The following is a 14288-nucleotide window of genomic DNA, read 5'->3' as shown; positions in this document are numbered from 1 at the left end:
GACCAAAAGAACGACGCCGGCACACCCCACAAGGGGTGTGCCGGCGTCGTTCTGTTAAACCGGTGCCTGCTGCCGGGGCGGGGAGGCGCCGGCCGGTCAGGCGGCGGGCAGTTCGCGGACGATCCGCACCTTCCAGGCGGACTCGTCGCTGGTATCCAGCAGCGCCACGGTGCCGTGCGCAAGGTTCAGGGCCACCCGCTTGACGGCGAGCAATTCCAGGTAGAGGTGCTCGTTCATGCGGCTGGGGGTATCGATCATGTACTTCACTGCGTCGCGCAGCTTGCGGTAGTTGGCGCTGCGTTCGCGGTGCATGTGCAGTTCCAGCGCCGAGCGCTGCTTGAGCCGGGGCTCATGCCTGTTCAAGAGTGTCACGGCGCTGTGAACTGCGACGACGAGGGTGAGCGAGACGGCGTAGATCCACCATCCGCTGGAGAGCAGGAACAGGGGCAGGTTTCCGATGGCGACGAGCGCGATCACCACGCGCAGGGCGGCAATCCGGCGCACGGTCCTCGCTACGGCGGCCAGGCCGTCGCGAAACCGGTGTTGGTCCTTCCGGGCGGCTGCGGGATCGATGGTGAACTCGTCGAGGACCAGGATGCCCTGTGCCTCGGGGCCGAGCATCTGTCCGTAGCGGGGCAGAGCCGGGCGGGCGCCGGCTGGGGACTTTTCAGGTGTAGATGTCATGAGTGGGCTTCCAAAACGCTGGGGTGGTTGCCGAGATCTTAGTGGTTTAACCTGGAAGCCGTATGTAGGCGTCCATTATTTGGACATGCTGGTGGCGGAGATCGCGTCGCGGACCGGCCACGGGATGTGGCCGCGGGCACAGCAATTGGCACTTCCGCCGGCTGCCGTCAGACTGAATGGATGCAAACTTTCCTCCCGTACCCTGACTTCCGCCAAAGCGCCGCAGCCCTGGACACCGCGCGGCTGGGCAAGCAGCGGGTTGAAGCGCTGCAAACCCTCCGTGCATTGGTGATCCCCGAATACGGCTGGCAGACCCACCCGGCGGTCAGGATGTGGATGGGCCATGTTCCTGCCCTCACCATGTATGGGCTCGCGATGGTGGACGAGTGGATGGAACGGGGCCACCCGGATAACACACGGGCCAACATCGCCGAGTTCGCGCCGCAGGCAGCCCACCCGGACTACGCCGCCAAGATCATCATGCCGCCGTGGCTCGGAGATCCCGACTTCCACCTGAGCCACCGGTCCAAGCTGGTGCACAAGGAACCCAAGGTCTACGCCTCCATGTTCCCTGACGCCATTCAGTCGATGGACTACGTCTGGCCGGAGCCGCGGCACGAGTTCCTGCCCCTGGAGCCGGAAGGGGACCTCTTGTGGATCCTCCGCGACCCTCATGACGACGTCGACCCGCAGTCGCTCACCACGGTGGCACTTCCACCGGTGAACCGGAACGCCTCGGCAGTGATGTCCACCGCGGACAACGGTTACACCCCGGTCTATGTTGACGACGGTTCCCGGCGTCCGTCCCGCGCCCCGAAGAAAGCGCCGCCCAAGCCCCAGGTGAAGAAGCCCACCCGCAAACGGCAGGCGCAGGAGGAGGCATTCCGCACCCTCCCGGGGAAGACGCCCGTTGCTGTCCCGTTGGAACACGGGGCAAAGTTCGCGCTTGGCCAGGTAGTGGGCCGTCCCATCACGCTCGATGACGGCCGCTTTGGCAGGACATTCGAGGTTTTGGAGATCATCGACCGTTCAGCCTTCGCCTACCCCGCCCTGCTGCAGGACCCGCGCGTGTTCTTCCCGGTCGAGGCCCCGTAGCCATGACCGTGCTGCTGGCGGGGTGCGGCGACCTGGGCACCGAGGCAGGACTGCGGTTCGCCGCCCTTGGCCACCGGGTCGTAGGGTGGCGGCGCTCCCCCGAAAAACTGCCGGCAGCCATCGAAGGCGCCGCGGCAGACTTGGGATCCCCCACCCTGCCGCCGATCCCGGCGGACACCACCGTCGTCGTCATAGCTGTAGCTGCTGATGCCCCCTCAGAGGAGGCATACCGTGCTGCGTATGTACGCGGGGTGGCACATGTCCTGGATGCGCTGGAGCGGGACGGCGTGACCCCGGAACGCGTCCTCTTCGTTTCGTCCACGGCTGTGTACGGGGACGCAGCGGGCGGCTGGGTGGATGAGGCCACGGAGCCGAACCCCGGTGGTTTCTCCGGGAAAGTGCTGCTTGAGGCCGAGGAGCTCCTGCACAGCCGGCTTTCCGGCACAAGCGCCACCACGGCCCTCCGGCTGGGTGGCATCTACGGGCCAGGCCGGACCAGGCTGATCGACCAGGTGCGGAGCGGCTCGGCCGTCATTCCGGAAGACGTGCGCTACACCAACAGGATCCACCGGGATGACGCCGCGGCGGCGATCGTGCACCTGGCCACGCTGGCGGATGCTCCTGCTCCGGTTTATGTCGGCGTGGACAACGAACCGGCCGATCTTGGTGCCGTACTGCGCTTCCTGGCATCCGAACTCGGGCTGCCCGAACCCCAGGCAGGCGATGCAGGTCCCGCCCGGGGCGGCAACAAGCGCTGCCGGAACGACCTGCTGCGGAGCACCGGGTTCAACTTCACGTTTCCCACTTTCCGGGAGGGGTACAGGGACGTCATCGCAGGGAACGGCAGCCGCCATCCGTAGCCGGGACCCCCGCACCCCGGTCGGTTCCACGTCGGGCGGCAAATGCCTGGCTCAAAGTAAGGCAGGGAATGGAATTCAGGCAGATCATTGAAGCCACCGGCCAGCTGGTCGACTTCGCAGGGGTCGCGGTCATGGTGATCGGGGCACTGGTGTCCCTCCCGCCGGCGATCCGCGGGTATCAGCCGCGGCAGCTCCCGGCCGGCGCGGAGAGACTGAGCTTCTACCGCTCGTACCGCCAGTCGCTGGGCCGTTCGATCCTCCTGGGCCTTGAATTGCTGGTCGCTGCGGACATCATCCGCACTGTCGCGGTCACGCCGACGTTCGAAAGCGTCGGAGTGTTGGCCATCATCGTGCTGATCAGGACCTTTCTCAGCTTCTCCCTGGAGCTGGAGATCACAGGCCGCTGGCCTTGGCAAAAAGGCCCGACGGAACCCCGCTCCGGCGCCGCCGCCCCCGCCGGGTAGGGGCGCCGCGCCTGGACTTGCGGGCAAACCCAACACCGGCCCGCCCCGTCGGTCCCGGTGTGGGCAAGCAGGAATCCGTGCTCAGGAATATAGGTTCGGGCCACGACCCGGCGTTGCCCTTGCAGCGTCCGTTAGGCTTCAGCCATGACTGAAACTCTTCGCACCAAAGCGTCCGAACTGCTCCGTCTCCATCAGGCTCCTGAGATCCTTCAAGTGGTCAACGTTTGGGATGCCATCACCGCCAAAGTCATAGCGGATGTCCCTGGCACCACAGCCCTCGCAACGGCAAGCCACTCCATCGCCGCCTCGTTGGGCTATGAGGACGGCGAGAACATTCCCGTCGACGAGATGATCGCCTGCGTCGGCCGCATCGCCGCCGCCACGCACCTGCCGGTTAGCGCCGACCTGGAGTCCGGCTACGGCAACCCCGGGGAGACCACCCGAAAGGCCATCGGTGTCGGCGTTGTCGGGGCAAATATCGAGGACCAGATGAGGCCGCTGGCCGATGCGGTCAACCAAATGTCAGAAGTAGTGCACGCCGCGTCGACGGAAGGGGTCAATTTCGTCCTCAACGCCCGGACCGACGCCTTCCTCAAGGGCAAGGACCGTAACCCCGGCGAGGTGCTGGCGGACGCCATCGCCCGCGGCAGGGCATTCCTGGACGTCGGTGCCACTACTGTCTTCGTGCCCGGGCTTCTGGATGAACCTACGGTCACCGCATTGGTGGAAGGTATTGGATGGAACAAGCTCTCTGTCATCAACGTCCCCGGTTCCCTTCCCCCGGCCCGGCTGCAGGAACTGGGCGTCGCCCGGATCTCGTACGGTCCGTGGACACAGCGCGTGGCACTGACCGCACTGGCTGACACCGCGGCCGCCTTGATCGCCGGCGGACAGCTTCCGGAGGACACTCGTCCGTTGAACTAGCAACGTCGAGCGTCCGCGGCCGTGCCCAGCGAAGGAGTCGATTGACCGTGACCGGAAGTGCAAGTGCGGCAGCAGTGTGGCCACGGCCGCCGGAGCTGCCGGCGCCGGTGTTCTCCGACCAACGCTGGCTGGACGCTGTCTTCCTTCATTGGCGCATCCCGGAGGAGGAGGCAGCCGCGTTCATGCCTGCGGGAATCCGGCCGGATGTGTTCGACGACAGTTCCTGGGTGGGTTTGATCGGCTTTCGCATGGAGCAGGCGGCGCTTGGGCGCGGCCCCGGGATTCCTTATCTGGGCAGCTTCAACGAGGTGAACGTCCGGCTGTACTCCCGTGAGCCGGACGGGACCCGCGGTGTGGTGTTCCTGAGCCTGGATGCAAACCGGCTGCCGGTGGTCCTGGCCACACGGGCAGCAGGAATCCCCTACGTCTGGTCGCGAATACGGCAACGGCCGCCCTTTCCTGACGGCGGGAGCCGAACACCGCGTCCGGGCGCCGCGGGTGCGGGCCCCACCGATGAATTTCCGGTCGGCTATACCGTGCGCCGGTTTGGCAGCACAGGGGCATGCGGCGACTTCACGGTCGTCCCCAAGCTCCGCGAGCCCGCCATCGATTCCCTGTCTGTCTTCCTGACAGCGAGGTTCGGCATGCACGGCCGCTTTTTTGGAAGGACCGCCTTCGTGCCGAACACCCACCAGGCATGGCCGCTCTTCCAGGCCGAGGTCCAGCAGCTGAACGATGGACTGATTGGAGCTGCCGGGATCAACGTTGACGGGCCGCCGGATTCGGTGCTCTATTCGCCGGGAGTCAGGACCAGGTTCGGACGGCCACGCATGATCGGCGCTCCCGGATAAAGCATCTCCGGGCTGGCCGCAGGCTACTTGGCCAGGCCGGCTTTCCGGAGCGCCTCGGCCATTGCCGTATTGGTGCCGGCCTGGGCTCTGGGAGCCGACCGGACGCCATCCGGCGCCCCGGACGGTTGCTTGGGCTGTTGGCGGCCGGGGCGGCCGCCACGCTCGCCGCCCTCAGGTCTTCCGCCGCGCTCAGCTTTTCCAGTGCGCTCCGTCTTTCCGGTGCGCTCCGTCTTTTCGGTGCCCGGGCCTCGCCGCCCCGAAGCTGCCCCGCCGCCGGCCGGTTCGTCGTCGAGCCTTAAGGTCAGCGAAATCCGCTTCCGTTCAGGATCAGCCTCCAGGACTTTAACCCGGACTACCTGGCCGGACCTGACCACCTCGCGGGGATCGGACACGAACCGGTTGGCCAGGGCCGAAACGTGCACCAGTCCATCCTGGTGAACCCCCACGTCCACAAACGCCCCAAACGCCGCAACGTTCGTCACCGTCCCCTCCAGGACCATTCCGGGCTTGAGGTCCGAGATCTTCTCGATCCCCTCCGAGAATGTTGCTGCTGCGAAGGCGGGACGTGGGTCCCGGCCGGGCTTGTCCAGCTCGGTAAGGATGTCCTTGACCGTGGGGAGGCCGACGGCATCGTCGACGAACTTCCGCGGGTCCAAGGATGACGCCGGCGCCGCCCCGGCGGCAACCAGGATCTTCCTGGCCACGGCGTACGATTCCGGGTGCACGCTCGAGGCATCGAGCGGTTCCGCTCCCCCGGTGATCCGCAGGAAGCCTGCACATTGCTCGAACGCCTTCGCGCCCAGCCGCGGGACTTTCTTCAGGTCAGTCCGCTTGGAGAACGGCCCGTGTTCGTTGCGGTAAGCCACGATGTTTTCACTCAGCAACGGTCCGACGCCGGCCACCCGGCTCAGCAGCGCGGGTGAGGCTGTGTTGACGTCCACGCCCACGGCGTTCACGCAGTCCTCCACCACGGCGTCGAGGCTCCGGTCCAGCTTGGATGCTGTCACGTCATGCTGGTACTGGCCCACGCCAATGGACTTGGGATCGATCTTGACGAGTTCGGCCAGTGGATCCTGCAGGCGCCGGGCAATGGACACGGCGCCGCGGAGCGAAACGTCCATGCCCGGGAGTTCGGCGGCGGCGAGCGCCGAGGCGGAGTAGACCGAGGCACCCGCCTCCGACACCACGAGCTTTTGTGGCTTGCGGTCGACGCCCGGCAGCAGCTTGATCAGTTCCGCGGCGAGTTTGTCCGTTTCGCGCGACGCCGTCCCGTTGCCGATCGCCACGAGTTCGACCGAGTGCCGGCGCGCCAATTGCACCAGGGTGGCCAGGGCTTCGTCCCATTTTCGCACCGGAGCGTGCGGGTACACCGTGTCCGTGGCAACCACTTTGCCGGTACCGTCCACCACGGCCACTTTCACTCCGGTCCGCAGCCCGGGGTCGAGTCCCAGGGTGGCACGGTTCCCGGCGGGCGCGGCCAGCAGGACGTCGCGCAGGTTGGCGGCGAACACCCGCACCGCTTCGTCCTCCGCAGCGGCGAACATCCGGCCCCGCAGGTCAGCGGTGAGCCGGGCAAGGACGCGGGAACGCCATGCCACCTGGGCGGTCTGCAGCAACCAGGCGTCGGCGGGACGGCCGCGGTCGGCGACCCCGAGGAACCTGGCCACTGCGGACTCGTAGCGTGCGCGGGCTGCGGTCAGCGCGGCGTCGTCCGAGGGATCGGCTTCGGCCAGATCCAAGTCCAGGACCCCGTCTTTCTCGCCGCGGAGCAGCGCCAGCACCCGGTGGGACGGCATCCGGTCCGGGGCCTGCGCAAACTCGAAGTAGTCGGAGAACTTCTGCCCCTCGGATTCCTTGCCCTTCTTCACGCGGGACACCATCCGGCCCTGGCTCCACAGACGGTCCCTCAGGGTCGCGGCAAGGTCTGGATCCTGGGCCACCCGCTCCACCAGGATGGCCCTGGCGCCGGCGAGCGCCGCGGCGGCGTCGCCAATGGAGTGCTCACTGTTGAGGTACTTTGCGGCTTCCCGTTCAGGATGGAGGTCCGGGCGTTGCAGCAGTGCGTCGGCGAGCGGTTCCAGCCCGGCTTCCCTGGCAATTTGGGCCTTGGTGCGGCGCTTGGATTTGAACGGCAGGTAGATGTCCTCAAGCCTGGACTTGGTATCCGCCGCCAGGATCGCCCTGCGGAGTTCGGGCGTCAGCTGTCCTTGCGCCTCAACCGCTTCAAGCACCGTACGACGCCGGTCCCCGAGTTCGCGGAGGTAGCGGAGGCGTTCGTCGAGGTCACGGAGTTGGGTATCGTCCAGCGTCCCCGTGGCTTCCTTGCGGTACCTGGCGATGAAGGGAACTGTGGACCCGGCGTCGAGCAGTCCTACCGCCGCCTTTACTTGCCAGGCCTTGACCCCCAGTTCATCGGCGATCTGGCCGAAGATGGGGTCTTCGGCTGACGCGCCGGAGGAGGTGGAAGCGGGGGAAGGCACAGGCTGTTGGGTCACCAGAACATCTTGCCCTACCGGCCCGCATGGCTCCACCGCGGCTGGCGCTGACGATCAGGAGCCGGGGAAAGCGAGTATTCCGCTCAGGCCCGCAAAGTGCTGTAGTGGACTTGCAGCCACTGGTACCCACGCTCGAGGAAGAGGCCACCATGCGGGAACTGCTTGTCGTGTTTCAGGAGGGGTTCGACGAGGCCAACATCACCGTGACGGTCAACGGCAAAGTCGTGCGCCGGGACCTGGATGTTTCCACCAATCCGCTGCTCGGCATCGCCGCGGAAGTTTCCGTGGAGCTTCCGGCGAAGGGCGCGCAGGTGGGAGTAGAGGTCACCAACCGCGGGCTCAAGGCCATCACGAAGGTCAGCGGCAGGCCCAAGAGCGTGTTGGTTTCCATCGAGGACGGCAGGCTGCTGATGAGGGAGGGCACTGGCCGTGAGGCCGTGCTGTGAGCAGGGTATCGAACCTTAAATTGGCTCTGGTAAGAGTCCATTCGTTGGAGTATCATCTGATCACCGCCGGCTTCCGAGGGAGTCCGGCGGGCCACATAAATTCTCAGCCGGAGGCCGTCGGATGGCCTCACGGCGCTGCTGCCCGGGACCAGCACCCCTGACAGCCAACGACGGCGGCACCCGGCCAGGGTGCCGCCGTCGTCGTTTGGTTCGGGGTGGCCGGGGAAAAGCCTAGCCCTGGTACACCGGGTAGTCCGTGTAGCCGGTGGCGCCTTCTGCGTAGAAGGTGGACGGGTCGGGCTCGTTCAGCGGAAGGCTTTCCTTCCAGCGCCGGGCGAGGTCCGGGTTGGCGATCGCGGGGCGGCCCACCACAACGGCGTCCGCGTGGCCGTCGGCCACCAGGGTCACGGCTTCTTCCTTCGTGGTGATCACGCCGAAGCCGGTGTTGACCAGGAAGGGGCCGCCGAAGCGTTCGCGGAGGTCCTGGACCAGTTCGCCGGTGGGCTCGTGGTGCAGGATGCTCAGGTACGCCAGGTTGAGCGGCGCAATGCTGTCCACAAGGACCTCATAGGTGGCACGGACATCCGCTGCGTCCGTTTCGGAGATGCCCTGGACGTTGTGCTCGGGGGAAATGCGCAGGCCCACCCGGTTGGCGCCGAGGGCTGCCACCACGGCGTTGACGGTTTCGATGACGAAGCGGGCCCGGTTCTCAGGCGATCCGCCGTAGCTGTCAGTGCGGACGTTCGAGTTGGGGGCCAGGAACTCGTGCAGCAGGTAACCGTTGGCCGAGTGCAGTTCCACGCCGTCGAACCCTGCCTCGATGGCATTCAGTGAGGCGTTGACAAATTCCTGGATGACCATGGGGAGTTCGTCGGTGGTCAGGGCGTGCGGAACAGGGTACGGCTTCTTGCCGTCGGGAGTGCGGACCACCCCGTCAATTGCTACAGCGCTGGGAGCGACAATTTCCAGTCCCCCGGTGATGTCCGAATGGGATACCCGTCCGCCGTGCATGATCTGGGCGAACATGTGGCCGCCCTCGGCGTGGACCGCATCCGTGACCTTCTTCCAGCCGGCGACCTGCTCCTCGGTGACGATTCCTGGCTGGCCCGGGTATGCCTGGCCGGCCGGGGTGGGGTAGGTGCCCTCGCTGACGATAAGGCCAAGGGAAGCGCGCTGGCGGTAATGTTCTGCCAGGAGCGGGCCCGGGACGCCTTTTTCGCCGGCACGAAGGCGGGTCAGGGGCGCCATCACCAGGCGGTTGGGAAGCTCAAGTTCACCGAGGGTGAGTGGGGAAAACAGCATGCGCAGTTCCTTTCGAAGGCTGGAGACGTACTGTCCATGCCAACTGTAGGGCGCGTGCAACTATTCCTTCTGGGACCGGGATCACATTCCATGGACTTTGGGCGTTCGGATCCGGGAGCGGGCTCAGCGCGGTGTCACGGCACCTGGGCAACCTTGGCCTTGGGGGTTGGCGTTGCAGTCGTCGGCGTAGTTGCGGGTGAGCGAGCGCCAGACGCTGATGCCTTGCGGCGGGGCGCTGAACTGGCCTTGGCCCGGGATGGGCAATGGCGGACCGGAATTCACTGAGTACGTGCCTTGGAACGACGTTGTCAGCAGTACTTGGAAGTCCCCGGTCGCGGCATAGGCGTGGCTGGTGCGGGTCTTTTCTCCCCAGCGCTCCTGCGGCAGGGGACCTCCCATTGACGGCTGGGGGCCGAAGACCGTCCCGTCACCGTAGTTCCAGGTGTACTGGACGGGTGTTGCTACGACGTGGACCTGCTGGCCGAACATGGTGATGTCGAACTGTTGCTCGACGGCTTCCGCGTAGAAATTGGTTTCGGCGCCGCGCAGCGTATTGGGGCTCGGCTGAGCCACGACACTCCCGGCATTCACGGGGAGGTTCTGGAACTGCCGCTGAATCTCTGCGGCGATCCGTGGCAGGAGGTCCTCCGGTTTGGCGTCAAAGAAACAGGTAGGCCCGGAGTGGTAAGTCCAGGTTGGGTTTGTTATACCGGCCGGGGCCCGGTACCAAACAACAGGAACTCCATCTTCCCCCTCCGGTCCGCCTTTACATGCGAGGTCCCGACCTAGGCAAGGAGTGGCAAACTCGCCTCCATCGAGGTCGCACTGGTACTCGTACTTGTACTGGTACGGGTCAGCCTCCGGTGCACCGCCCTCAGTCTGTTCGAAGACGCCTGTCGCCGGGTTCGGGCGCCAACCGCCGCCCACGTTTGCACCATTGCCAGACCATCCCGAGCCGATGGAAGGGGAATCGTCTGCTGCTGACGTGGTCAGGGAGGACAGGCTCAGTATCAAGCACACAAGGAGTCCCACGAGCGAAGGCACGCCACGCAGAAGTGACTGCATTACTTGACCATATGTTCGACCGTTTGAGCTTTCCATTCATTTCCAACGTATTTAGCCACGAGGATGTCAGGCGTTGTTGGGAGGGCCTCCAACCGTCCTTTCACGGCTCCATCCGACAAGTGATAACTGATAGCTTCCTGCTTCACCTGAGCAATGGCTTGATATGTGGACGGTTGGCTCTGTACAAAGTTACTGTCGACAGCCTCAACGCTCACACGCCCACCCTCCAGCCAACGACCACTGGAGTGCCAGTCGGTAACCTCTTTCCTCACTTTGAGGCAGGTTGAGCATGACGAATCCGATACAGCCTCGAGCGGCACCATGTCACCTGTTTCGTAGGCATAGCCGAGCGTGGCGTACCAGTACTTAGCGAATGCCTCGAGCCCTTCCTTCGTCTCCGTCTTCGCCACGTCCGGAAGCACAGGGACCGGGACGTTTTGGGCGGGGCCGGATGCGTCGGCCGGCTTGTAGACGGCGCTCGGCGTCGGGGATGGGGTGGCCGGGACGCTGGACGCGGCGCTCGCTGATGCCGCCGGCGGGGCTGTGCCTGGATCCGCGGGTGATGCGCCTGCGCAGCCGGCCAGCAGGAGCGAGCCCGCGACCATAAGGGCTCCCGCGCTGGACCGTTGCGCCCGGGACCAATAAGCGCGCGACATAAAGAGGTGCTGTAGTGTCATGGGCCGCTATTCCCCCAATAGTTTCAAGACGGCTTGCTCCGAACAGTGACTTAAGGGTAGCCCAGGTCACAATGTGGCGCTAAGACTTATCCACAGGCCACCGCCAACGGTTTTACCACCGGCCCGCAGCACAGAAAAGTCATAGCAGTGCAGAAACGGCATAAAGGAAGCCGGCGCCCACAGGCACCGGCTTCCTTCCTAGGAACTGATGAAACCTGGCTATTTCGTGGCCGGAAGCACCAGTTCGCCTGTCTTGTCGGTGGACAAGGCGAGCGACGAAACATACTGCGGGCCGCCGTCGGGCGCGTCCTGGGCTGAGCGCACCATGTCCGGCCGTTCGAATTCCATCCCGGTCACATGGCATAGCAGCTTGGCGTCGCTGGGGTTCCCGTCGGCGTCGAACATGGGGAGCTCAATGCCGTCATCAAGACGCCGGAGGTAGTACCGCCCCCGGGTGAGCACCGCGAGGACCGGAGGAAGGACCAGCGCCAGCCCGACCGCGAAGATCGGCGAATACGGCTGGAGGGCGGAACCGAACGCCCCGAAGAACACAGCGATCGAAACGCCGGCGGACACCAGCATGGACACGAATCCAACCGGGTTCACGGCGTAGAGCATGCCGCGGCGGAACTCCGGCACCTTGGGCGAGATCTTGAGCAGGTATTTGTTGATGGCGATGTCGGACGCCACCGTGACCACCCAGGCCATGGCGCAGTTGGCGTAGAACCCGAGGATGGTGTTCAGGAAATCGAACATGTTCGCTTCCATCAGCACCAGGGCGATCAGCAGGTTCACCACCACGAACACCATCCGGCCCGGGTAGGTCTTGGTGATCCGGGTGAAGGAGTTGGTCCATGCCAGCGAGCCGGAGTACGCGTTCGTCACGTTGATCTTGATCTGGGAGATGACCACCAGCACCACCGCAAGGGTCATGGCCAGCCAGGCCGGCATCATTTCCTGGTAGACGCCCAGGAACTGGTGAACCGGCTCGTTGGCGGTGGCGGAAGCGGCAGGATCGAGCGTGGCGATCAGGTAGATGGCAATGAACAACCCCACGACCTGCTTGAGGGCACCGAAGATCACCCAGCCCGGACCGGCCAGGATGACGGCCCGCCACCAGGCACCCCGGTTGGCGTCCGTACGCGGCGGCATGAACCGGAGGTAGTCGATCTGCTCCGCGATCTGCGCCATCAGGGACAAGCACACCCCGGCGGCAAGCATCACGGATGCAAGGTTGGGGCCGCCGTCGCCGGACGCCCCCGTATAAGCAAAGAAGCTGTCGATGCTCTCGGGGTGGGAGATCAACAGATACCCCACCGGCACCACCATCAGGAGCAGCCAAAGCGGTGTGGTCCACACCTGCAGCTTGGCAAGGGTGCTCATGCCGTAGATCACCAGCGGAATGATGATGATGGTGGACGCGGCGTAGCCCATCCACTGCGGAATGCCGAGCCCCAGCTCCAGGCCTTGGGCCATGATGGAGCCTTCAAGCGCAAAGAAAATAAAGGTGAACGTCGCGAAGATGACGTTGGTGACCACCGACCCGTAATACCCAAAACCGGAGCCACGGGTGATCAGGTCCAGGTCGATGTTGTAGCGGGCAGCGTAGTAGGCCAGCGGGAATCCGGTGGCGAAGATGACCACTGCCGCCACCACAATCCCCAGGATCGCATTGACAGTTCCGTAGGAAATGCCGATGTTGGCACCGATCGAGAAGTCTGCAAGATACGCGATGCCGCCCAGTGCGCTGGTGGCCACCACCCCGGCGCTCCACTTGCGGTAGGAGCGCGGCGCGAACCGCAGCGTGTAGTCTTCCAGGCTTTCCTTGGTGGCGTGGAGGGCGGCGGTGTTTCCCGCCGCCGTGGTCGCCGGAGGATGTCCGACGACGGCGGCCCCGGCGGGTGCCGCGGGTTCCAGCAGCTGCTGGGTATCCAGGTCCTGGCTCATGTACCTGTCTCTTTCGATGGGAGGGAACGTCTCGAAGCGACGCTATCCAGCCGAAACGACAGGGCGGTCACGGAACTGTTTCGGCGGCGTTAAGTATTGACTGCAGGTGTCAACAAAGTCCGTCCTCCGGCCTTGTGGGCGGTCCACAAAAAAGGCAGCCTCGCACCGAACTAGCGTCGGAAAGAACACGATGGCGAGCCAAAGGACAGCAATGACGAATTCCCCTCCCCTGCAGGAGCACTCCATTCTGGAAACGGCCAGGCGGCAGGTCCTGGAACAGGGCATCGGCCTGGCCCGGGAACAACTGCTGGACGTCCTCCGCCTTCCAGACGCGGCACTCCCGGCACTCCTGGAACTCGCCCATCAAGTCCGGCTGCGGCATTGCGGCGAAGAAGTGGAAGTGGAAGGCATCATCTCCATCAAAACCGGTGGCTGCCCCGAGGACTGCCATTTCTGCAGCCAGTCCGGCCTGTTCGATTCCCCGGTCCGCGGCGTCTGGCTGGACATACCGGAACTGGTCAAGGCCGCCAAGGAAACCGCCGCCACCGGCGCTACGGAATTCTGCATCGTGGCTGCCGTACGCGGCCCCGACATTAAACTCATGAACCAGGTCAAGTTCGCCATCGACCGCATCAAGCAGGAAGTGGACATCAATATCGCCTGCTCCCTGGGCATGCTGACCCGGCGGCAGGTGGACCAACTGGCCGGCTGGGGCGTCCACCGGTACAACCACAACCTGGAAACCGCCCGCAGCTTCTTCCCGCAGGTGGTCACCACCCACACCTACGAGGAGCGGCTGGAAACCTGCGCCATGGTCAAGGATGCCGGCATGGAACTGTGCTGCGGGGCGTTGATCGGGATGGGCGAAACCCTTGAGCAGCGGGCCGAACTTGCCACGCAACTGTCAGCCCTGGAACCACACGAGGTTCCGCTCAACTTCCTCAACCCCAGGCCGGGCACACCGCTCCAGGACCAGCCGGTCATGAACGGCAAAGACGCCCTGCGCGCAATCGCGGCTTTCCGTCTCGCCATGCCTGCCACCGTGCTGCGCTACGCCGGCGGGCGCGAACTCACCCTCGGCGACCTCGGCACCCGCCAGGGGATGCTGGGGGGCATCAACGCCGTCATCGTCGGCAACTACCTCACCACCCTGGGCCGCCCTGCCACCGCCGACCTCAACCTCCTGGTGGACCTGAACATGCCCATCAAGGAATTGCAGAAAACCCTGTGAGCACCCCGGACCTGCTGCTCCCCTCGGATGACACGCCCTACTGCGAACTCTGCGGGCTTCCGTTGCACCCCCATTCCCCGCACGGGGACGCGCCCAAGGAGGAAAAGGACGACGGCGGCGACGCACCGCCGTCGTACCACCACGCCAGGTGCGCGGACCTTCTCCAACTAGAGCCGCCGCGCTTTTGCGCGTCTTGCGGCCGCAGGCTCAGGGTCCAGGTTTCTCCGCTGGGCTGGTGGGCCAGCTG

13 protein-coding genes are annotated in these 14288 nt (G+C 65.2%); 7 read left to right on the top strand and 6 right to left on the bottom strand.

All coding sequences use genetic code 11. The features are described from left to right. Positions 1–96: 96 nt before the first annotated feature. Complete coding sequence (locus ACFVVC_RS15710) at positions 97–684, bottom strand: hypothetical protein (RefSeq protein ID WP_387455126.1); 588 nt, start codon at positions 682–684, stop codon at positions 97–99. 180 nt (positions 685–864) lie between these two features. Between ACFVVC_RS15710 and ACFVVC_RS15705 the strand changes: the two genes are divergently transcribed. The 5 genes from ACFVVC_RS15705 to ACFVVC_RS15685 all read left to right on the top strand — a co-directional run bounded on the left by ACFVVC_RS15705 (position 865) and on the right by ACFVVC_RS15685 (position 4878). Continuing rightward, positions 865–1779: an MSMEG_6728 family protein gene (locus ACFVVC_RS15705; RefSeq protein WP_387455123.1), complete on the top strand. Its 915-nt coding sequence runs from the start codon at positions 865–867 to the stop codon at positions 1777–1779. A gap of 2 nt (positions 1780–1781) precedes the next feature. Continuing rightward, on the top strand, positions 1782–2639 hold the full coding sequence (locus ACFVVC_RS15700; RefSeq protein ID WP_387455121.1) for an SDR family oxidoreductase: 858 nt from the start codon (positions 1782–1784) through the stop codon (positions 2637–2639). Positions 2640–2707: 68 nt separating this feature from the next. Further along, positions 2708–3103, top strand: a complete 396-nt coding sequence (locus tag ACFVVC_RS15695) for a DUF1622 domain-containing protein (RefSeq protein ID WP_387455119.1) — start codon at positions 2708–2710, stop codon at positions 3101–3103. Between the two features lie 144 nt (positions 3104–3247). Beyond that, positions 3248–4027 (top strand): isocitrate lyase/phosphoenolpyruvate mutase family protein, encoded by a 780-nt coding sequence (locus ACFVVC_RS15690; RefSeq protein WP_387455116.1) that lies wholly within the window; start codon positions 3248–3250, stop codon positions 4025–4027. A 47-nt stretch (positions 4028–4074) separates the two neighbouring features. Further along, positions 4075–4878, top strand: a complete 804-nt coding sequence (locus tag ACFVVC_RS15685) for a YqjF family protein (RefSeq protein WP_387455113.1) — start codon at positions 4075–4077, stop codon at positions 4876–4878. Positions 4879–4901: 23 nt separating this feature from the next. Here the strand turns inward: ACFVVC_RS15685 and ACFVVC_RS15680 are convergent, their stop codons facing one another. After that, positions 4902–7358 (bottom strand): Tex family protein, encoded by a 2457-nt coding sequence (locus tag ACFVVC_RS15680; protein ID WP_387455320.1) that lies wholly within the window; start codon positions 7356–7358, stop codon positions 4902–4904. Between the two features lie 164 nt (positions 7359–7522). On the opposite strand from ACFVVC_RS15680, the gene ACFVVC_RS15675 reads away from it, so the two are divergent. After that, positions 7523–7819, top strand: a complete 297-nt coding sequence (locus ACFVVC_RS15675) for a hypothetical protein (RefSeq protein ID WP_387455317.1) — start codon at positions 7523–7525, stop codon at positions 7817–7819. A 231-nt stretch (positions 7820–8050) separates the two neighbouring features. On the opposite strand, the gene ACFVVC_RS15670 is transcribed toward ACFVVC_RS15675, so the two are convergent. The 4 genes from ACFVVC_RS15670 to ACFVVC_RS15655 form a co-directional block, all read right to left on the bottom strand. After that, complete coding sequence (locus ACFVVC_RS15670; RefSeq protein WP_387455111.1) at positions 8051–9121, bottom strand: alkene reductase; 1071 nt, start codon at positions 9119–9121, stop codon at positions 8051–8053. Positions 9122–9244: 123 nt separating this feature from the next. Beyond that, positions 9245–9694, bottom strand: a complete 450-nt coding sequence (locus tag ACFVVC_RS15665; RefSeq protein ID WP_387455108.1) for a PKD domain-containing protein — start codon at positions 9692–9694, stop codon at positions 9245–9247. A 491-nt stretch (positions 9695–10185) separates the two neighbouring features. Next, the gene (locus tag ACFVVC_RS15660) at positions 10186–10791 is read right to left on the bottom strand and encodes a DUF6318 family protein (RefSeq protein WP_387455105.1); all 606 of its coding nucleotides are present in this window, start codon (positions 10789–10791) and stop codon (positions 10186–10188) included. 291 nt (positions 10792–11082) lie between these two features. Further along, positions 11083–12810, bottom strand: a complete 1728-nt coding sequence (locus tag ACFVVC_RS15655) for a purine-cytosine permease family protein (RefSeq protein WP_387455102.1) — start codon at positions 12808–12810, stop codon at positions 11083–11085. A gap of 211 nt (positions 12811–13021) precedes the next feature. Here ACFVVC_RS15655 and bioB point away from each other — a divergent pair, with 211 nt between their 5' ends. Next, positions 13022–14041, top strand: a complete 1020-nt coding sequence (gene bioB / locus ACFVVC_RS15650; RefSeq protein ID WP_387455099.1) for a biotin synthase BioB — start codon at positions 13022–13024, stop codon at positions 14039–14041. Positions 14042–14288 lie beyond the last annotated feature (247 nt).

This window comes from Pseudarthrobacter sp. NPDC058196 (assembly GCF_042882685.1).
In the GTDB taxonomy this organism is placed as follows: domain Bacteria; phylum Actinomycetota; class Actinomycetes; order Actinomycetales; family Micrococcaceae; genus Arthrobacter.
Note: the sequence above shows the minus strand (reverse complement) of the source record. Positions and strands in the feature narration are given on the sequence as shown.

Coding starts and splice junctions, on each gene's coding strand:
- ACFVVC_RS15710 (WP_387455126.1), bottom strand. CDS start 684: ATGACATCTACACCTGAAAAGTCCCCAGCCGGCGCCCGCCCGGCTCTG.
- ACFVVC_RS15705 (WP_387455123.1), top strand. CDS start 865: ATGCAAACTTTCCTCCCGTACCCTGACTTCCGCCAAAGCGCCGCAGCC.
- ACFVVC_RS15700 (WP_387455121.1), top strand. CDS start 1,782: ATGACCGTGCTGCTGGCGGGGTGCGGCGACCTGGGCACCGAGGCAGGA.
- ACFVVC_RS15695 (WP_387455119.1), top strand. CDS start 2,708: ATGGAATTCAGGCAGATCATTGAAGCCACCGGCCAGCTGGTCGACTTC.
- ACFVVC_RS15690 (WP_387455116.1), top strand. CDS start 3,248: ATGACTGAAACTCTTCGCACCAAAGCGTCCGAACTGCTCCGTCTCCAT.
- ACFVVC_RS15675 (WP_387455317.1), top strand. CDS start 7,523: ATGCGGGAACTGCTTGTCGTGTTTCAGGAGGGGTTCGACGAGGCCAAC.
- ACFVVC_RS15670 (WP_387455111.1), bottom strand. CDS start 9,121: ATGCTGTTTTCCCCACTCACCCTCGGTGAACTTGAGCTTCCCAACCGC.
- ACFVVC_RS15660 (WP_387455105.1), bottom strand. CDS start 10,791: ATGGTCGCGGGCTCGCTCCTGCTGGCCGGCTGCGCAGGCGCATCACCC.
- ACFVVC_RS15655 (WP_387455102.1), bottom strand. CDS start 12,810: ATGAGCCAGGACCTGGATACCCAGCAGCTGCTGGAACCCGCGGCACCC.
- bioB (WP_387455099.1), top strand. CDS start 13,022: ATGACGAATTCCCCTCCCCTGCAGGAGCACTCCATTCTGGAAACGGCC.